This window comes from Pedobacter suwonensis (genome assembly GCF_044762335.1).
In the GTDB taxonomy this organism is placed as follows: Bacteria; Bacteroidota; Bacteroidia; order Sphingobacteriales; family Sphingobacteriaceae; genus Pedobacter.
The window spans coordinates 383,837-403,180 of sequence record NZ_JBIWEB010000002.1; the positions used below are offsets into that span (position 1 = coordinate 383,837).

The following is a 19,344-nucleotide window of genomic DNA, read 5'->3' on the forward strand; positions in this document are numbered from 1 at the left end:
AACAACCATGTATTCACAATTTTTCTGTATAATTTTTAAAGTTATCCAGGATGGCCTGCCAGCCATCGCGCTGCATTTCTGCAGGATGAATAGATTCGGCCTCGAATGTTTCGGTTATCCTGGTTTTTTTGCCTGATGCATTAAAAACAATAATCACAGTTCTGCCATCTTCAATGGTGTATTCGATTTTTTTATGCACATCAACAGTGGTATACGTGCCAACAAAATCGAAGCTCGCGCTGCCATCTTTTGCAGCCATGGTACTCTTAAATTTTCCACCAACTTTTAAATCGTTTTCGGCATAAGGAGTATGCCAATCTGGGGAAGCAAAACTCCATTTGGTGATGTGATCAGGATTGTTCCAAAATTCCCAAACTTTTTCAACTGGTGCATGGACTGTAGTTTCTACAGTAATTGATAAGCTGTTTTCCATTTTTTAACGGTCTAAATCTATTAAATAAAGTTAAAATAAGTTTTGCTTATCAAAAAGTGTAGATGAAGAAATGAATGTTTTCTTACTGTAAATTGGGATCGCCAGGTGTTAGTGTTTTCGATCTCTAAGGACAGTTAAATTGATATGCCTCACATATCTTTGGGAATGCTGTTTTTAAATTTCCCATACAAGCACAAATAATTTGTCAAGTTGAGCATTTGGAACCAGGGAAAATTCAACTAACGTATCTCATTATAAGTGAAGGTAACTGTGTCTTTAGAAACTAAACCGCTCATGTTTCCACCTGTATAAACAGCTTTATAGCTCGCTCCCGTTTTTAGGTCGTACGCTTTAAGTAAATCGGCATTTGCCACCAGGCTGTCTCCAGGATTTACTTCTGTATAACTAGAGGCGGGTGGGGGCATAACCCTTTTAGCCATTGCACCTTTGTATGGTGCTTCTTCTCCTTTTTCGTTGGTAATACTTAAATAACTACTCAGTAACGGTTCAAACGGGGTATGCCAGATGCAGAATTTTTTAGCGCTATCGGTGTTGTTAAGTACCACAAATCGCAATAACAAAGGTTCGCCTTTAACTGCATTGCCATTTATTTTTAGTTTAACTTCCAGTGAATCGGTTTTTCCGGCAGCAGTTTGACCGGCATTTTCATTTTTGTTAGTTGCGGTGTTTCTGGTGGCTTCGCCACAGGCGGAAAACAAGAGCAGGAGTGCCGGGATAATTATTCTGATATTTTTCATGGGTTGTTTTGTTGGTATAAGCAAATAAGAGTTGATATTGTTTGCTGAAATTGATTTAACTAAAACAATTGATTGTGGCATCATAATAGTTTTATTCAATAGATTACCATTAATTTGGTAGTTCAGAATGGTAAATTGAGGTCAGCTGTTTTGATCTCCCTTTTAATTCAACTTTGAAACAGCAGGCTTAAGCGTTTATTTTATAAATTTAGCAACATATATTAATGATTAAAAATTAGCCATGAAAAATAGTTTTTTAATGATTGCCTGTCTGTTTTTGTTTAATCAGGTCATCAGTGCTGCAGAAGTAGATACCGCTTTAACCTATAGCAAATCAATGAAAAAAAATATCAAGGCCGTGGTGATTAAACCTGATAGTTATAAAACAGGAAAGGCTTTTCCGGTGGTTTATCTGCTTCACGGAGCAGGTGGGAGTTATGCAGAGTGGGCTAAAAAAGTGCCGGGCATAAAAAATCTGGCTGACCAATATCAATTTATTATTGTATGCCCTGATGGTAATGTAACAAGTTGGTATTTCGATAGTCCGGTAGACCCTGCATGGAAATACGAAACTTATGTAGCTACCGAACTGGTAAGCTATATCGATGGAAATTATAAAACTATTGCCACGAAAAAGGGACGCGCGATTACCGGGTTAAGTATGGGCGGACATGGCGCACTTTACCTGGCCATTAAACACCAGGATATATATGGTGCAGTTGGCAGCATGAGCGGCGGTGTGGATATTAAACCTTTTCCGAAAGGTTGGGAGATCTCAAAAAGGCTGGGCAAGCAGGATGAATTTCCTAAACGTTGGAAACAAAATAGTGTAATTGACATGATTTACCAAATTAAGCCTGGGGCACTGGCCATCGCCTTTGAATGTGGTGTTGACGATTTTTTCTATAAAATGAACGTTCGCCTGCACGATGAGCTTTTATATAACAATATTCAGCACGATTTTACCACCAGGCCTGGTGTACACAATTGGGATTACTGGGCAAATGCAATCAAATTTCAAAGTGTTTTTTTAAGTAATTATTTTAATCAGAAGCCCTGAGCCATCCATTCACCGGTGGTTAAGCCGTTTTTTATTTTATCAATCAGGAATATTTACAACAATATTCTATATGAAAGTTTATTGTAAATTCTGATCGTATCTCCCGGATTTAACCGGTACATGCGCAGCTCTAAAAATTAACTTTTAGATTACATACAAACTAAAGAGTTACTCTATTTTTGGTCTTTCTTGAAATCTTATTTATAAACAGGAAACGAAGATTTAAAACCAAAATGAAATACTTAGTCAAAGAAATCACTGAAGGAAATTGCGATATTACATTATTGCCTGAGAACCTGAATGATAGAAATCTTTTAGCAGAAACTACAAAGGGTTTGCAGAATGATTACAAGGAAGAAATCCAGGCACATTATGAACATGCATTGAAAAATGAAGTTCATGGCAATGCCGCATTTGTTTCGCTAAATAGCGAAGAAAGCAATTATCCGAAAAGAGTAAATGTGAATTACCAGATTATTTTAAGCTAAAAACTTTGTCGTTGTAAAAAGAGGCTGTAAGTTACGGTTTCACCATCAATTTGTCACGTTGAGCCTGTCGAAATGCCTTTAAAATATTTAAAGAGTTCTTTCGGCAAGTTCAGGATGACAAATTTTTTATTTATAACCCAGCCTCCTTTTAATTTACATAAGTACTTCACGCTGGACAGTCTTACTTTTCATCGTATCGGGTTCTTTTGTGATCCTGCATTTGTTGAGTTTTTTGGGTTTTTATTCCGGCTGTGTCTTGTAAATGCTATGCAAAAGTGCCAGAACTGAATACTGACTGCAGCAATAACAAAACGCTGTTTTTCATGATGATAGATTTTAAATAATGAACATAGGCGGTTTCGGTAAAGTTTGGTTGAATTAAAGACAGGTTCAACTGATCTTGCTAAAACGGCTGTTTAATGTTCAGATGATTGTTGATACGGATTCTATGTCGCTATGGCCAGCAAACGGACCATTCGTCGAAGCTCATCGAGCCTTTTTTATCATCTTCCTCCTGTTTCCAATTCTTCATTTTTTTGCTGGATTTTTTATAATCTGCTAAAGGGTCAATCTGCCAGCGTTCATTGTCGTCAGTATGACTGACTTTTGAACTTTTTACATCGGATGTACATTCTTTTCTTCCCACGATATATTAATTTCTGAGTTTGGACCTGTATGCTGCCAATTCAATGATTATGCGCCTTCACCGCAAGTTGCCAATAGCTATATGGCAGCATACTAACCAGATTTTTTTAACTTTATTTTTCAGGTCTACAGTATAATACCTCAATGGTAAATGCGCAGGTATTTTTTTAAACTTTGGCGCGCCTGATAAATATAGGTTTTTACTGTTCCCAGGGGGATATTAAGTTCGAGCGCAATCTCGTCATAGCTGTAGCCTTCAAAATATCGCTGAAATGCAGCCCGATAATCTATCCTTAGCGTACTCATTGCCTTTTGTATGTCTTCCAGGACCATTTTGGTTTCTGAAAGATTTTTAACCGGACTGTTCGTCATTTTCTGATCGTAAAGGCAATCATCACTTTCCCAAATGGCGGTGCGTCTTTTTTGTTTGCAACAGTTGTTGTAAAAGGTATTTTTCATGATTACATACAACCAGCCCCTGATGTTGGTTCCCTCTGCGAAGCTACTGCAAGATCCGACTGCTTTGATCAGCGTATCCTGCACGAGATCTTTTGCATCGTCCTCATCAGCGGTGAGTTTAAGTGCCTGAGCCAGTAACGACTGTTTGTAATGTTCTGCCGCCAAACAGAAATTCTCTTGTTCCATGATCTGTTTTTTTTACCTTTTTAAAAAATATTCTGTCTGTAAACGTTTACTACCTAACAGAACTCCTTTATTTTTTTTTGGTTTTAGACATTGCATAGATGTTGAAATAATGGGTGTAAACAACAACTTCACGGAGTATAAGCCGCATGGTTAGGCCGTATAAATGATATAGAAATATATAAAGGTCAGTCCCGAGCGTCGACGTAGAATGTGCGTATGACGATACCTTACCCAGATTGGATTTTACAAAAGAAATTAACCTGCCACTGGCAGAATCCACTGGTGCGTTCGTTATTACGGTCTCTCAAGGAGTATTAGCTGATAAAATTTATCTGTCGATCCTATTGATTTTTGCACGATACATTATTTCTTGGGATGACAATTCAGTATATAATAACTCGACGCCCTTGTGATTGGCTTTAAAATGTCTTATTTTTTATAGAACCAAGATTTCTGATAAACTGTGATTTAACCACTAATTCAAGTAGCCATTTACGACTGCGAAACGGATTAGTGACGCCGTATTTTTTGAATTCGTTTTATCAATCAGCATCTGGCGGTGTCCTTCAATTGTGCGTTTACTTAAGAATAACTTGTCTGCCATTTCCTGGTTGGTATAGCCTTCTGCAACCAGATGCAGCACTTCAATCTCCCTCATGGAAAGATCTACCTGCATTTCTTCCTGTTCTGGTTGGGAAGAAGTTTCGTTGATAAAACGGTTAAGCAGTGTTTCCGTTAATTCTACACAGAGGTATTTCGCTCCGCCGGCCACGGTTTTGAGGGCGAAAAGCATTTCGCTTTCGTTCACATTTTTCAAAAGATAGCCACAGCTTCCTTCCATAAATGCCTGCATCACATATTTTTCATGGTCCAGCATAGAAAGAATCACTACTTTGATATCGGGATGGGTAAATTTCATGGCTTTTATCAAGCTGATGCCATCCATTTCAGGCATATTGATATCTGCAAGAACAATGTCTGGAATCACGCCTGATTCAATGTGTTTTAATACCTGCTTACCATCATCGGCTTCGGCAACCACTTCAATATCAGCCTGCGATTCAAGTAACATTTTAATCCCATTCCTTACCAGGTTATGATCCTCAGCAAGGATTATTTTTAATTTGTTCATATTAATTACAGTTGATATAACTTAAAGTGCTTATGATCGTATGCGAAAATATTTAATTGAGATGCTTAATTATCTTTACGCCGTTATGTTTCAGGCAATCATTGATCAGGTTTTCTCATAATCAACTTCATTTCCTTCACCATAATCTGATATATATAGAACTGCTCTATCTGCTCAAAAGTTTTGACTGATGGCCGGAGCGAATAAACTTGCTGGTTTTGGATGTCTTATCAGGGCTATGCAAATGATTTTTACCGTTAACTGAAAACATCACAGACTATTTACCTGTTATGTGATAAATAACTATAATCATTATGGAAGAAGAACACAAAAATAAAAATCTTGCGGATCCGAAAGCAGATCAGACCGCAGAAAACTCAAATATGCCCGATAACCAAATTCCCCGCCACCGTAGCAATGATAGCAGTGAATTAGAGAAAGTGAAAGATGGTGCAGGTATGCTTGGCCGCGAAATGGGCGAAGGTGATTACGGAGCTGAAGAGGCGAGAGCGGATCCGGATAAAGGTAATCCTGGTGAGGCTGGAAATATGCCAAATTCTACCTCAAATAATGATCCAAAAGAAACAGAGTAATCTAAATCGAAAATATTGGTTTGATTATAAATGAATTATATTGTCGGGTTCAGGATTTTAAAGAGAAACTTTAGCAATAGCTAAATTTCTGATAAATCCTGGTTAGCTTACCTGTGACAGCAATACTGATTGAATTTGAATTTTCTAAAACTGTAGCTTGTAAGGCAGGAAATTCCTTCACTATTTTTGTTAATGTGTAAGCTAACCCTATCCTTATGTCTAAAGGAATCTATTATTTGGTCTATACCAGCATAGCCTCACGACTCATAAGCGATGAGGACCTTTTGTTGCTATTGCAGCAGTCACGCCGTAATAACTCTGCACTTGGAATAACAGGACTGCTACGCTATATGGAAGGCAGATTTATTACCAAAACCGAAGGGCGGTTGATCCAGTTTCTGGACGGTGAAAAAGCGCAAGTTTTAGCTATGTACAGCAGTATCTGCTCCGATGACCGCCACAGAGGTATCCTTCTGCTCGGTTCAGGATTCTGGCATAAACGGAGTTCTCCAGCCTGGTCGATGGGCTTTAGTCGGTTAAATGCCAACCAGCACAGTGATGTTGCTAGTTTTTTCCATCTTAATGATACATCCGTAACACATTATTTATCTGATGCGAATAAAACAGCCGATTTTATGTGCTCTTTCTACCTTATAAATTCAGAATCAGCGAACGATAAAGATCATAGCAGTGGTTAAATGCACTTCAATTTAGTATGGCTGAAGATAAACCCTTCATCAATGTTATTAAAACAACAGCTGGCCGTCTGGATCTTCTTTCGCCTAATTTGTTGCTGCTCTGTGCAAGACGTTTTTAACTTTATTAACCAGAGCGGCATAGTCAAAAGGTTTAAACATAATGTCGTCCGCGTCGCAGGCGATATTACTTACCTGTGATTCCAGCATAGCCGTAATTAACATTACAGGAATGTGACTGGTACTGCGATCTGCTTTAAGATCATTACAGATATCCCGTCCATCATTTGCATCCAAAAGGATATCCATTAAAACCAGATCTGGGCAGAAGCTGGTCATTGATGGCTCAAGTTCTACCGACTGGCAAATGCGCTTCACCTGAAAACCTTCACTTTCCAGCACCATCTGCATCACTTCCGCATTGCCTGGGTCATCATCTAGTACAAGAATTTTGGGCATACGTTTTAGGTTTAACTTGGTATCTAAGATACTACTATTATGTAGGATTATCAATACAAAACCGCTTCAGGTATTTACCGCAATGCTGTAATGCGATCGCGCGAACGAGTTTTGTTTTCCACAGCAAAGCGATTGGGGTGTAAACCCTTCAAATCTTTTATAGAGCGGGATATTTCCTTGATGATGATTGAAATCGCTAATCCAGGCTGGTCTTAGCTTGCAGGTATAAATACGGTGTATAGCGTTTAATACCTGTATTTTTTGAGATTAAACAAATTAAAAGCGGGAGTTGTGTTGTAGCAGATTAGTTTAATTACATAAATTGAAGATCTGGCAAAAATTATTCGCGAGGTTTATGCAAAATGCAGCTGATATATATCGCAGTTTTCGCTATTACAGTTTACCTTTACCTCGTCCTAATCTTGTATAGTCCACACCAGTTCATTTGTCTGGTAGCCAAGATCCTTTGCTTTTTTTAAATAATTTGCTTTTACCCCGTCAGGAATTTGTTTTGTTCGGGATAGTATCCAAAGGTAATCCAGGTTATTTCCGGCGATAAGGGCATATTGGTAGTCCTTATCAATTTCAATTACATTATAACCAGCATAGAAAGGGCCAAAAAATGAAACTTTTAACCGGGCTTCGTCATTACCTTTCACAAATTTGGCTTTTCCGATGCTCTGCTTCCATTTCTTTTTAACCATGTCATACCCTTTATTGTCTACCTTGATAGAGCCATCGTCATTTTTTGAATAGGTTGCGGTTACACTTTTCAGGTTTTTTTCGAATTTAAAATCCATTCTAGCAATTTCGTACCAGGTACCCAGGTATTTATCCTGATCAAATGGTTTAACCGCTGTCGCTCCATTTGGAATTGAAACCTTACAACTGGTATAGGCTGCTGCCAGGATGGCCAATGTGGCGAACAAAAGTGTATTTCTATATGTTTTTTTCATGATGGTCATTTTAAATAAGCCCAACAAATGCGAAGCGCAAATGTTTTGATATGCGCGAAGCGGAAATGGATTTACTCCAGTGTTACTGCATTTTTTGAGCGCCTGCATTTTTGACTGCAATAGATTACCTCGTCCCAGTTTTTTGCCCATTTGGCGCGCCACATGAACGGTCGGTTACAAACCGGACAGTTTTTTTCGGGAAGATGCTGTTTTTTTACGCCTTTCATACAGGTTTAAGAGACAATTTTTTTGATCATGCCGTTAAAAATAAAATAATGGAAGGGTAGCACGGCATACCAATACAATCGACCAGCTAACCCAAGTGGCCTGAAAGTAGCTGTTTGATAAACACAATCATCCACTATTTTAAACTCCAGCCAGGCTTCACCCGGTAATTTCATTTCAGCATATAACAATAAGCGGCTTTCTTCGGTATTGGAATAAATTACCCTCCAGAAATCCAGCCGTTCACCTGTACTGATGGCTGTTGGATTTTTTCTTCCACGGTTGAGTCCCACGCCACCAAATAATTTATCCAGGAAACCCCGGAAGTTCCATAGCCAATTTGCATAATACCATCCCGATCGTCCGCCAATGGCAAATATTCTTGCTGTAGCCAATTTCCGGTCTTTGGTATGAGCTGATTTTCGATCTACAAACACGCCATTTTTTGGTACTGCGAGCAGCTTTTTGATCATCTCTTTCGAATAGGTTTTTCCCATCGCATCGTACCAGCTTGAGAGCACCATATTTTGCTCGATCTTCTGGAAGGCCAGTTCAATAGCTTGCTTATATGGAATCAATTTGATGTCGAGTTCATCTGCTAAATGATTGGGATCGGCCACTACATCTATATGCATGCTGTCTACAAGGTTCCGGGCAAGACTATAAGAGGTTGACGTGACGAAATACAACCAGTAAGACGAGAGCCTGGGTGTCATAACCGGTACAATGAAGATGCGTCTTTGCAGCTTCCTAACGGCTGCAAACTGTAACAGCATCTCTTTGTAGCTTAATATATCGGGGCCATAAATATCATAATGTTTACCAAAGGTGAATTCTTTTAGCAGCACTTTGAAAAGGAATTCTATTACGTTGCGGATGGCAATTGGCTGGCATTTGGTATGTAACCACTTAGGTGCAACCATAATCGGCAACTTTTCTACTAAATCTCGTATAATTTCAAATGATGCACTGCCAGAACCCACAATTATTCCGGCCCTCAATGTGGTGAGGGGAACGTTGCCTTCGCCCAGCAATTGTTCCACTTTTTTGCGTGAGGCCAGGTGTTTTGAAAGTTCAGTACTGTTTACAATTCCGCTCAGGAAAATAATTTGCTTTGCCGAAGTTTCGCTAATCGCCTTTGAAAAGTTTCGGGCAGACTTTGCCTCACTATCGCTAAAGTCTTTGTTTCCGCTCATTGAATGGACGAGGTAGTAAGCTGCGTCGATATCTGTTGGAAGTGATCGTAAACTTTCAGGTTTCATGAGGTCAGCTTCGATAACAGTGATCTTAGCATGTCGGCTAAATTTGTTCTGGTCGAAGCGGGCTGCATTTCTAACCAGGCAAAAAACAGTATGACCCTGTTCTAAAAGAACTGGAAGCAATCGCTGAGCAATATATCCGGTTGCCCCGGTGAGTAGTATGTTCAAACCGTAATTTTAATGTTAAGAACATTTAACTGCATGTTATGTTTGCCAGATAGGAAGATAACTTTAAACGGGCTTTGATACAAAATTAAGAACTCATGAGCATATTTCTGAGAAATAATGAATCGGCATCGGTTAAAAGCATAAATTGTTTATTGTCAATTGCTTATTGTGTTGGCCATTTCAACCGACCCGGAACATGCATTGAGCGTAATTAGCAGGAATTTTTGTCGGTCGTACAAATAGTACATGGCCTCTTTCACAGCTTGTACCGGCTTTTTAGGGTTGAAACCTAATTCTGTCCTGGCTTTGGAAATATCAAAATCTTGCTGAAGTCCGGAAAACATGGCAATGTCTTTGGGGGTAAGCAAAGGTGTTTTTCCGGTTAGCTTACTTCCAATTTCCATCAGCCATGAAATGATAAAAAGTATGGCTTTTGGAACAGCTGCCGGTAATTTGATTTGCAGTTCCGGGAAAAGTTCCTGGGCAATTTTGGTAGTTTCCTTTATCGACATGCATTTTTCGTTTGCCAAAATGTACCGTTCGCCATTCCTGCCTCTCGTAGCGGCAAGGTAGCAGCCTTCGGCTACATCTTTTACATCAACCCAATTCAGGGTAATATTGGTTTCAACTGGAATTTCTTTTTTCAGGATGAGGCTGATGATGTTGTAGGAAACATTCAGTGGCTCAAATGCTTTGCTGCCTATCATTGCAGAAGGTAACACAGCAACCAATTCGATATTATGTTTTTTAGCCAGCTCAAACGCCAGTTTTTCGCCGTCATTTTTTGAGTTGTAGTACATATCCCTTCGGTCTGGATTGTAACCATTGCTTTCTTTGGCCGGAAGTATGGTATAATCCAAAGCTGCAATCGAACTTACATACACAATCCGCTTTACACCTGCTTCGGCGGCAGCTTCAACCGTATTTTTTGTCCCAAAAAGGTTTACATCGTAGATTTCTTTTCTCGGGTTTTTAGCCCATAGCTTAAACATTGCGCCTACAGCATAAAATGTTTCCACATCCTGCAATGCATCGATCAATGACTGTTTGTTGTTAATGTCAGCCCGCACTACTTCGCATGTTAATCCTTTAAATGCTTCTTTGTTTTCGATATTGCGTACTGAAGCGCGTACCGGAATGCCCTTTTCGATCAGTAATCTGACCAGGTTATTACCCAGGTGACCGTTTGCACCGGTATCCAATGCTAAATTTTTTTTTGCCATCTTTTAGTATTTGAAATGATAGCACAAAATTCGGCAGGGTTATTTCAAATCCGGTTCGCAAATGTTACCTAATGAATTTTTTTTCGAATCCTACTCAGGCTTTTGGGGTTCATTCCAAGAAAGGAGGCAATATACTGCAAAGGGACATTCTGTAGAATATCCGGATAGTCTTGCATCAATTTCTGATAGCGTTCTTCGGCACTTAGGGTTGCCAGTTCTTTTGAGCGGTTGTTGTTATAAGCAAGTGATTTTTGAAAAACAGATATACTGAAATCCTTGAACAACATGCTTTGTTGTGTCAGTATATCCAGGTTCCTTTTTGTAATCCTCAACAATGCGCAGTCTGTAATGCATTCGAGGTTTTCGCTTGATTTCGTCTGATCGGCAAAGTGGAAGTAAGAAGTAATAAAACCCGGTGGGCAATTGATATGGGTGGAAACTTCTTCTCCCCGTTCATCGTAATGGAAAAGTCGTAGAAAACCAGATACCACAAAGTATAGGTAACCTGGAACTTTTCCCTCTTTTTCAAGGACATGGCCTTTTGTGAAAAGTACAGGTTCAAAATATTGCCTGCATAAGGCCGTATCGTCTGATGTTATATTTGCAGATAGAAGTTTAAATAATTTCTCGTACATGTTACAAAGTTAAGCCTGCCAAGTATCAACTGGCAGGCTTTTTTAATTATATCATTGGATGAATTGTTTGACAGTTGGTTAGTCTACAGCAATGGCGCGAAAAACTGGCCGCCAACGATGTAGAGATTATTAATTGTGGCGAAGCTGGAGGACAACCGGAAATCTCGTCTGGCAAGTTTGACTTCTCCGCTTCTCTGGCATGCAAAACAATCTTTCATCCCATGCTGTTAAGGTAAATAACTCACTACTGTTATATCATTATTAATGCGATCAGACAAAATTTATCTGCAACGAGAATCTGAACGTGGCAGTATCAGAAAAACTGAAATATGAACCCAAAATATCTACTTACCGCTATTGTGATTTTTATGATGCCGAAGTTCATTCTGGCACAGACTGCCCAAAAGCCTTACTCTATATTTTCGCCCGTACCGAAAGAAAAACTCAGGGAAATGGAAACAGATCGGCCAGACGTTACCGAATCTGCCATTACGGTGGATGCAGGTCATTTTCAGTATGAAAGTGATTTGTTCGCTCTGGAACGCGAGCGATCGGAATCCTCCTCACAAAAAACGGTGGTGATCAATAGGGCCAACCTCAAAATGGGCCTTACCGGCAGCATATCCCTGCAGGTGGGCATTGAAACCTACACCTGGCAAAAAGAAAGGAATAATGAAACAGGAGAAGTTGAGAATAGTAAAGGATTCGGCGATATAAATCTCCGGCTTAAACAAAATCTGATCGGGAATGATAAAGGCAATTTTTCAATGGCGTTACTGCCCTATGTTACATTGCCGACAGCAGCATTTGGTAACAGCAAACTTGAAGAGGGGCTTATTGTGCCCATGCAGATTAAATTACCATCAGACTGGAAAGTTGGCACGCAAGTGGAGCTTGATCATTTAAAAGATAATTCTGGCGACCAAAAGCATGTGGAATACCTTCAGTCGCTAACAGTTAGCCACGAGATCGGGAAAACCATTACAGGTATAGCTGAAACTTACTTTACCTACGATTTTAAACAACATCATTATTCAAACTTTTTTAATGCTGCGGTCCAGGTAGAAATCGCACATGACATAAAGATCGATGGCGGTGTTAATTATGGAATCCAGAAAGATGCGATGAAAAAATACTTTCTTGGCATAGCCGTCCGGATTTAGTAAGCCAAAAAAACTAAACATGAATCTGCGAGAACAGCCACTTCCTGTATCAATTGCAAGCACGGCAGTTTATCCTTTTCACCTGTTCTCATCGTGTTCCGCTGCGATCGTGGATCCTTATTAAATCTTTGGTGTTAAAAAGCAATTCCATTTTTCCATATTTCGCGTGCCTGCTGCTCTGTGGCGGGTAATAGTTTATCAAGGGTATAGACCGCTTCTTGCTGAATCTGCTCGATGAAAGGCCTGAATTCTTTATTGTAGGTTTTGAAAGCCTTTTGAAAGTCGTGTCCCTCATTTGTAAATGCATCTGCAAGTGCGGTTGCACCGATAATTCCCAGCGAGCCTCCCATACCTGCGGCCGGGGAAGCACAATAGCCTGCATCACCTATAAGTGCTACCCTGCCTTTTGTCCATGAGGACATTTTGATCTGACAAAATTTATCAAAATAGAAAGAAGATGCCTGCAAAAGTTCGGCTTCCAATTCAGCAGCCCGCCAGCTCATGCCTTTCATCTGATTAGAAACAATTTTCTTCAATTGCTGCTGATTGCGAAAATCATAGCTGATTTCTTTTTTGGGTCTGAAGGTGAAAATGATATCTGTCTTAGTGTTATGGGCATAAAGCGCTGCGCCCTTATTCGCTTCTGAATACATTTGATAAGTACCGTTTTCAACCAATAATTTATCGATCACTGCAATTGAAAAATACTGACCTAAAAAATGCGAATACTCCGATTCGAGGCCAAACCAGATTTTACGAACCACTGAATGTATGCTATCGCAGCCGAATACATATGCATACTTTTCTGATGAACCATCTCTAAACGTAACTTCCATTTCATCAGCAGATTCGTTTAACCGTTCGATACTGTTATTGAATATAAATCTTACATTATCTTTAACGAGGTCGTATATCATCCCGAGCAAAGTATCCCGCTCTATCTCAAATTCGGTGTCTGGAAATTCTTCACCCGGGCGTTTTAAAATTAAACTGTAACCCGTTTGGTTTGTAGCGTTTTTAAATTCCCATTTTTCCGGACCTACCCGCTGGGCTTTAATCTGTTCGAAAATTCCCATTCTCTTAACGATCTCTATGGTATCCGCCTTGATATCTACGGGAGTGCCGCCTTTTTTGAGCGAAGCCCCGATCTCTATAACTGTTACATCATAGCCTGACTGCTGCATCCAATAGGCAGTGGTAAGACCAGCAAAACTTGCACCGGATATCAGCACATTTTGATTACGTTTCATTTTATTGGAGTTTAAATACAGCGCGAAATTCTGCAACTTAGCGCAAGCGACAAAGAGCAGATCGAAGCAAGTATTGGACTAATCGATGTTTTTATTTCTAAAACCCATTGCAGTGCGGCCAGTAGCTTTGGAAAACAACCTGGAGAAATAAGGGTAATCAGCATAACCCAAATGAAACGCAATTTCTTTTACCGATTTATCGGTATGGTAGAGAAGCCTTTTCGCCTCCAGGATCACCCTGTCCTGGATCAGCCGCGATGCGGAAAGGCCGGTTGCTTTTCTAACGCATTCATTTAGATAAGGAACAGAGATGTGCATTAATGCTGCATACTCACTGGGCCGTTTCAATACCACATACTTTTCTTCCAGTAACTTCCTGAAAGACATCGACACGCTGTCGAATCGCGAATAAGAATCTTCAGCCTTTTTATCACTTAAAAATGCGTTTATCAACAAAGCAGCTAAAGCGTTACAGCTATCTTTTACCAACAAATGGTAAAGTCTATTTTGTTTGTTGCGGTACAGTTTTAAACTAAGTGAAAAGTGTTCTGAAATTATCTTAAAGGTTTCCGTAGTTAGCGGGAGGGGAGCGGTGGGAGTGAGGTCTTGTAATAGGTTGAGGTAATTTCTGTTCAGGCATTCATTCTGGATGGACATCGAAGATACAGAGATATCATCAATATCGTGCATGCAATGTACCTGATCCGGATGGAGGAAAACGATGGCCGGAGCCGTAACTTTATAGGTTTTGAAATCAATTTCTATGGTCACCTGCCCTTTTTCGAGAATATGAAAGGTATAACCTTCATCCCGGTGCGCCCTGATCGCGGTTTCTTTTTCGGCAGTAGTAATAAAGTCGATCTTTTTAAAGTCGTTTTTATCGATAGCGATACCCAGGCTGGAGGTATTGTCCATTGGATTAACCGGTATTTTTTCCACGATTACTTTGCATAAGCCTGATTGTACAAATCAAAGTTTAAATATAACCAACTTTGTTCTCACCTTTTTCCAAAATATAGCTATCCTGGAATATCTTATTTCACCATATGGTCCCCTTAAACATTGCCGTTTATGGCTTTTCCGGCTTTACCCAAGTCCAATGTTTTAAAAAAGTGATGAGGATTAACTTCTTCTGGTGTAGGTAACGTAGAATTCCCGACAATAGGGAACATCCAGTAGCAATCAGATGGATAGAAAAACAAAAACCTCTCATTTCTGAAAGGTTTTTATTCGATTTTTTTATGTACAGTGTACGGGAAATCATTAGAACACCTTTCTGGCTTCCTGGAGGTTTTAGAAAGGATTTTGGAGAAAAATAAGTTGCAAAAAGAACTCCAAAATTTCCAAAAAAAGTAAAAATATCGTGTTCTAAAAATCTTTCACTCTAATAATTCGGGAGGTTTTTAGAACACTCTTTAATTAACTATACTACGTAAATAATTTTAGTTGAAAAGCTAGATTTATTTTCTGTTTTTTTAGTTTAACTAAATATAAGCATTTTCGCAAACCATAGTCACTTTGACTTCGCATAATCACCCAATTTATTATTATAATTTCATATTCTCAGCTGAGAAGAACTCTTTCGAATTATTAATAAAATTTTAATTAGAGAAATGCTGAATATATAGTAAATATTATCGTAATATACGAAATAGGCTTGCTTCTGTGTACGGGTTAGCACTGATGAACAAAGACGAAAAGGCTATCCACTGCCAGAACAGTAAGATCGCCTTTTGAAGTAGTGTGATTTTAACAATATTGAATTATTGCATAGATCAAGATTGGTTATAAATAGCTTGCGGTTGGGCAAAAGTCTATCTGCAAAGTTTTAGTCTTTTGTTTTTTCTTGCGGTTCGCGATTTTTTTACATTACCGTTTAAACGTTTATCGGTCAGGGGAATTAGGGAATTTTCCAAATCGATTTTATCCTGTTCTGTCCCTATTCCATTTCTATTTACAAAGTAAAGTTTTGGTGGCGAGAAATAGAAACAAGCAATCCGTTGAAGAGTCAAATCATAATTTTAACCTAAAGATGTAATTAATCAAGTGCTGGGCTTGATTGAATTTGCTACAAAGTGGTTTCATATAAATTCTACTTAGGTTTTTGTACTAAATATATGGTAGAATTATTTTGCCTTAAATACTATACAATACCTCCCGAATTCGTAACTTTATGCTAATATAGAATAATAATGGAAGCCAATACTATCTCAAAATGTTCGATAAGGGCAGAAACTAAACTAAGAAATGGGTACCCAAATTGGTGGTGTTTTACCCATTTCTCATCGGCTAGAGGTCCAGGTGGGATACAATTAGATATTTGTGAGAAAGCAAATCAACCTGAAATTACGCAGGACGAAAAGATATATATTGATTTGGATGATTATCCCGGTGGAGTAGGTGTTTGGGGTTCCCTCGAAGCAATATATGATACCAAGAGAGATGTGTCAGAAAAGGGTGTGCATGTGCATCTCAGGCGAGAAGAAGATTCAGAAAAAGAGGTGGATAAGACTTATAAGGAAGTGTACATCAAGTCTTCTAAGGATCTCTTTGAGGAGCAACGCTGGGTAAAGATTGATGAGTATGTTGCTTGTGCTTATACTGCATCCGTCTTGTTTGAACGTAAATTAAAGGTGATAAATTGTCGCCATTGTGGGAAGCTTCATGTTGATGCAGACTGGTTTGCAGTCCATTATCATAAAAAACATTTTTGTACTTTTTGTGGTAGGGATTTTATAGATTCTGAACCTGGTATATCAAACCCAGTGGTTGCTCTCCAAAATGAATTTCAACATAAAATGGTAGGTAGAACTATCAAAAATGTAAATCTTCCACTAAAAGTATATCAAAAGGATTATCCTGGTGGTATTCAAATTTGGGCTTCAAATCCTGCAATTATCTGGACGGCGAAAAGACCAGAAGAAGCAGGAATTCATGTACATCTTTTTGCAGACAAAACACCGTTACCCTCAAGCGATGACACATATGGTAGTGTGGAAATAGACGACATAGTTCTAGACCCTTTAATGGTGAGGGTATTTATGGTGCAGAAATCTTTTTCATTTTTAACTAAACATATTATTTCCCTAACATGTCCTGCATGCAATAAAGATCACTTTGATGTCGGTGAAGATGCATTTATTCCTCACAAAGTACATAAGTGTGAACACTGCTTTAACGAATTTAAAGATAGTACGCGACTTAAGGGAGTTGTTAGTAATCCAATAGTATCCAGATTACAGAAGTTAGAAGAAAATCTTCAAGAATTAAACAAAAATCAAATTAGTTAAAAAATATTTTGAGGCTAATTTAATATAGTCGTGATTAAATTAGGAAGGGCGAGAATTTATTGGCAAAAGTAATCTTCGTTTAATTTTTTTGGAAGAAATCCGCCTTTAATTATCATAGTATGATACATATCGATAGCCTCATCACATTGAAGGAATAATTTTCTCACACCCTCTCTTAGTAGAGACATACTGCCTATGACATTTTCTTCGCCGAACTCTTTTTTTGAACTTTTTCTAGCTTTTAAATCATCTGTACAAATAACAAAACCTTTGTTAATGCAAATTGCCATACACTCAGTCTCTCCAAGTCCCAACCCGTATTTATTCTGAAGATTTATTATTTGAGACGTGGTTACTTCTGATGAAACTAAAACTAAAATCCCTTTTTGAATAAGGCCATCAACAATTACCTGTTGTAAAGGATTTAGGATTTCTTGATCCATAATTAAATCTCCTATAAAGAATTTATGTTCCTTCATACTTGTAAGCTTATCAATGCATCCTCCATTGATGAGATTAAAAATCGAGCTGCTATCTAATACTATATCCACCTTCCTGAGCGTTATAATTTATTATTTCAGAAGTTGGGATTGATAGTAATTCTGCTGCCTTTCCTAATGAAAGCTCTCCAGAATTGATCTTATTTACAATCGGTGACATTAGGTTAGCAGAGATAATAGGAAATTCAATATCTTGCCTATCTGATATGCCTAATTGCATGGCACGCTTCTCTGGACTTCCAAATTCTTTATTTAAACTTTCATACAAAGACGCCGCACTACCTCGTGGCACTAACCCAAGATTTTCACATCTCATAGCTGCCACTTCGAAGCTCACTCCATATACCCTACTTAAATATAAAAGTTCTATTTCACCAAAAACATCACCTGTCAAAGAGAGTTTTTCGCGTATAGATTTCAGTGTGTAAGCAACCCCTTCTTGTGGCAAAAGAATTTCAGAAGCAAAATGATGTGCAAATCTTTCATCATCACTTTTTCTCCTATTAATTTTAAAGAGATTATCAACTGCAACATAATTGTCTTTATCTGTATGATGTGCTATTAGGTGACCAAGTTCATGAGCAAGAGTAAACAACATTCTTGGTTTAAATCTAGGGGCAATTATAATAAACGGGACTTCATTTAATATTGCAGAAACCCCGTCAACAGAATTCCCTATTTCTGATATCATTAAAATACAATTCATCTTGGTAGAGATGATATTGGGTAAATCTAGTAGGGGAGAAATGAAATCGGAATTAAAATAATGCTGGCGAAATATTGTAGAAATCTTTAAAACACCCTCATAAGTATTTTCGACTTGAGGGAATACATTATTAAAATCATTTTGTGGCTTTTTGTTTCCAAGAATGTTAAGAGCATTCGCAAGTAAATAAGAAATTTTATCAAATACTGAATTATTCTTATCACTAACATTACTTCTAAACAAGGCATTTACAGTTTGATAAGAATCATTTTCAGCCAACAAAAATTCAGGACGTACCTTTAATGCTTTGGCAATGGCTCGTATTTCAGCCATCATAGGATCTTCAACGCCAGATAATATTAAGTTTATTCTATCAATTGATAAACCTGATTTTTTTGATAGCAGTTGAGGTTCCATCTGGAACTTTAAAATATTGTCTATTAATGATTGCATTAATCAATTGCTTTAATGCGATTCATCCAGCTTAGTAAATCATTTACCTGTGCTGAATCCATCTTTCTCCACCTACCAAGAATCTTATGAACCTTTTCTTCGTTCTTGCCAAAGATATCATTTAAGACCGCTACAGTTTCTTCCTTTGCTTTCTTTATCTCTTCTTCAGCATCAAAAAAAATAGCATCTTTACCAATAATGTAATTGTCTATTCTGCGGTCATGGTTTGTATGATAATCAAAAGGCAAATGATTCCCATTTTTATCAAATATGATATTTCCATGGAATTTACCTTCTTGATCCACCTCCATTCTATTTTCAGGAAATCTGTCGAACGCCGCTAGGCTATTGATTTTATCATCTACTGAAAAAGCACCAACAATGTGTGGCTTAACATTAACAATTCTACCACTAACTGAAAAAATGTAGTCGCCTCTTTCGACAGCTCTCCTGATGTCTGGTCTACAAGCACCCATTGTCGGCACTTTTGTAAAAATAGGGTCAGTCATGTCCCAACCCATACTAGGGTCAGCACCTTTAAACATAGTATAGATATATCCTTTCATAAGAGGTTAATTTGAATTATAAATATATGAAAAACAATACTT

General features: G+C 38.3%; 22 protein-coding genes. 6 read left to right on the forward strand and 16 right to left on the reverse strand.

The genetic code is table 11. The features are described from left to right. Window positions 1–13: 13 nt before the first annotated feature. Window positions 14–433 carry an SRPBCC family protein gene (locus tag ACIQXP_RS05130; protein WP_378938440.1) on the reverse strand — a complete coding sequence of 140 codons (420 nt, stop codon included), beginning with the start codon at window positions 431–433 and terminating at the stop codon, window positions 14–16. A gap of 239 nt (window positions 434–672) precedes the next feature. Next, window positions 673–1,191 carry a protease gene (locus ACIQXP_RS05135; RefSeq protein WP_387504713.1) on the reverse strand — a complete coding sequence of 173 codons (519 nt, stop codon included), beginning with the start codon at window positions 1,189–1,191 and terminating at the stop codon, window positions 673–675. A 241-nt stretch (window positions 1,192–1,432) separates the two neighbouring features. On the opposite strand from ACIQXP_RS05135, the gene ACIQXP_RS05140 reads away from it, so the two are divergent. Both ACIQXP_RS05140 and ACIQXP_RS05145 read left to right on the forward strand, forming a co-directional pair. Continuing rightward, window positions 1,433–2,251: an alpha/beta hydrolase gene (locus ACIQXP_RS05140; protein WP_387504714.1), complete on the forward strand. Its 819-nt coding sequence runs from the start codon at window positions 1,433–1,435 to the stop codon at window positions 2,249–2,251. 233 nt (window positions 2,252–2,484) lie between these two features. Beyond that, entirely contained in the window at window positions 2,485–2,739 is a 255-nt protein-coding gene (locus ACIQXP_RS05145; protein WP_378938446.1) for a hypothetical protein, read from the forward strand. Window positions 2,740–3,193: 454 nt separating this feature from the next. On the opposite strand, the gene ACIQXP_RS05150 is transcribed toward ACIQXP_RS05145, so the two are convergent. From ACIQXP_RS05150 to ACIQXP_RS05160, 3 genes are all read right to left on the reverse strand, one after another. Then, window positions 3,194–3,385 carry a hypothetical protein gene (locus tag ACIQXP_RS05150; protein ID WP_387504715.1) on the reverse strand — a complete coding sequence of 64 codons (192 nt, stop codon included), beginning with the start codon at window positions 3,383–3,385 and terminating at the stop codon, window positions 3,194–3,196. Window positions 3,386–3,525: 140 nt separating this feature from the next. Next, a complete protein-coding gene (locus ACIQXP_RS05155) occupies window positions 3,526–4,029 on the reverse strand; it encodes an RNA polymerase sigma factor (protein WP_293742674.1) in 504 nt (167 codons plus the stop codon). Window positions 4,030–4,504: 475 nt separating this feature from the next. Beyond that, window positions 4,505–5,161: a response regulator gene (locus ACIQXP_RS05160; protein ID WP_387504716.1), complete on the reverse strand. Its 657-nt coding sequence runs from the start codon at window positions 5,159–5,161 to the stop codon at window positions 4,505–4,507. A 314-nt stretch (window positions 5,162–5,475) separates the two neighbouring features. On the opposite strand from ACIQXP_RS05160, the gene ACIQXP_RS05165 reads away from it, so the two are divergent. Together ACIQXP_RS05165 and ACIQXP_RS05170 are read left to right on the forward strand one after the other, a co-directional pair. Continuing rightward, window positions 5,476–5,754 carry a hypothetical protein gene (locus ACIQXP_RS05165; protein ID WP_387504717.1) on the forward strand — a complete coding sequence of 93 codons (279 nt, stop codon included), beginning with the start codon at window positions 5,476–5,478 and terminating at the stop codon, window positions 5,752–5,754. 215 nt (window positions 5,755–5,969) lie between these two features. After that, the gene (locus ACIQXP_RS05170) at window positions 5,970–6,452 is read left to right on the forward strand and encodes a BLUF domain-containing protein (protein WP_387504718.1); all 483 of its coding nucleotides are present in this window, start codon (window positions 5,970–5,972) and stop codon (window positions 6,450–6,452) included. An 84-nt stretch (window positions 6,453–6,536) separates the two neighbouring features. Here the strand turns inward: ACIQXP_RS05170 and ACIQXP_RS05175 are convergent, their stop codons facing one another. The 6 genes from ACIQXP_RS05175 to ACIQXP_RS05200 form a co-directional block, all read right to left on the reverse strand. Then, entirely contained in the window at window positions 6,537–6,908 is a 372-nt protein-coding gene (locus ACIQXP_RS05175) for a response regulator transcription factor (protein WP_387504719.1), read from the reverse strand. A 416-nt stretch (window positions 6,909–7,324) separates the two neighbouring features. Continuing rightward, complete coding sequence (locus ACIQXP_RS05180) at window positions 7,325–7,864, reverse strand: lipocalin family protein (RefSeq protein WP_387504720.1); 540 nt, start codon at window positions 7,862–7,864, stop codon at window positions 7,325–7,327. A gap of 71 nt (window positions 7,865–7,935) precedes the next feature. After that, a complete protein-coding gene (locus ACIQXP_RS05185) occupies window positions 7,936–8,091 on the reverse strand; it encodes a DUF2256 domain-containing protein (RefSeq protein ID WP_293742669.1) in 156 nt (51 codons plus the stop codon). 6 nt (window positions 8,092–8,097) lie between these two features. Then, a complete protein-coding gene (locus ACIQXP_RS05190) occupies window positions 8,098–9,516 on the reverse strand; it encodes an SDR family oxidoreductase (RefSeq protein ID WP_387504721.1) in 1,419 nt (472 codons plus the stop codon). Between the two features lie 155 nt (window positions 9,517–9,671). After that, on the reverse strand, window positions 9,672–10,739 hold the full coding sequence (locus tag ACIQXP_RS05195) for an NAD-dependent epimerase/dehydratase family protein (RefSeq protein ID WP_387504722.1): 1,068 nt from the start codon (window positions 10,737–10,739) through the stop codon (window positions 9,672–9,674). A 68-nt stretch (window positions 10,740–10,807) separates the two neighbouring features. Beyond that, window positions 10,808–11,374: a Crp/Fnr family transcriptional regulator gene (locus ACIQXP_RS05200; protein ID WP_387504723.1), complete on the reverse strand. Its 567-nt coding sequence runs from the start codon at window positions 11,372–11,374 to the stop codon at window positions 10,808–10,810. Window positions 11,375–11,703: 329 nt separating this feature from the next. On the opposite strand from ACIQXP_RS05200, the gene ACIQXP_RS05205 reads away from it, so the two are divergent. Then, the gene (locus ACIQXP_RS05205; RefSeq protein ID WP_387504724.1) at window positions 11,704–12,537 is read left to right on the forward strand and encodes a transporter; all 834 of its coding nucleotides are present in this window, start codon (window positions 11,704–11,706) and stop codon (window positions 12,535–12,537) included. A gap of 134 nt (window positions 12,538–12,671) precedes the next feature. Here the strand turns inward: ACIQXP_RS05205 and ACIQXP_RS05210 are convergent, their stop codons facing one another. Both ACIQXP_RS05210 and ACIQXP_RS05215 read right to left on the reverse strand, forming a co-directional pair. Continuing rightward, complete coding sequence (locus ACIQXP_RS05210; RefSeq protein WP_387504725.1) at window positions 12,672–13,787, reverse strand: FAD-dependent monooxygenase; 1,116 nt, start codon at window positions 13,785–13,787, stop codon at window positions 12,672–12,674. A gap of 78 nt (window positions 13,788–13,865) precedes the next feature. Beyond that, complete coding sequence (locus ACIQXP_RS05215; RefSeq protein ID WP_387504726.1) at window positions 13,866–14,726, reverse strand: helix-turn-helix domain-containing protein; 861 nt, start codon at window positions 14,724–14,726, stop codon at window positions 13,866–13,868. 1,253 nt (window positions 14,727–15,979) lie between these two features. Here ACIQXP_RS05215 and ACIQXP_RS05220 point away from each other — a divergent pair. After that, window positions 15,980–17,077, forward strand: coding sequence for a hypothetical protein (locus tag ACIQXP_RS05220; RefSeq protein ID WP_265797816.1), 1,098 nt, complete (start codon window positions 15,980–15,982; stop codon window positions 17,075–17,077). 56 nt (window positions 17,078–17,133) lie between these two features. Here ACIQXP_RS05220 and ACIQXP_RS05225 read toward each other — a convergent pair whose 3' ends face one another. The 3 genes from ACIQXP_RS05225 to ACIQXP_RS05235 are packed head-to-tail and all read right to left on the reverse strand — an operon-like array spanning window position 17,134 to window position 19,302. Next, window positions 17,134–17,628: a PIN domain-containing protein gene (locus ACIQXP_RS05225; protein WP_387504727.1), complete on the reverse strand. Its 495-nt coding sequence runs from the start codon at window positions 17,626–17,628 to the stop codon at window positions 17,134–17,136. Beyond that, a complete protein-coding gene (locus tag ACIQXP_RS05230) occupies window positions 17,609–18,736 on the reverse strand; it encodes an ImmA/IrrE family metallo-endopeptidase (protein ID WP_265797814.1) in 1,128 nt (375 codons plus the stop codon). Before ACIQXP_RS05230 ends, ACIQXP_RS05225 begins: the two co-directional genes overlap by 20 nt. Then, on the reverse strand, window positions 18,736–19,302 hold the full coding sequence (locus tag ACIQXP_RS05235) for an Nmad2 family putative nucleotide modification protein (RefSeq protein ID WP_265797813.1): 567 nt from the start codon (window positions 19,300–19,302) through the stop codon (window positions 18,736–18,738). The genes ACIQXP_RS05230 and ACIQXP_RS05235 overlap by 1 nt, the downstream gene beginning before the upstream one ends. Window positions 19,303–19,344 lie beyond the last annotated feature (42 nt).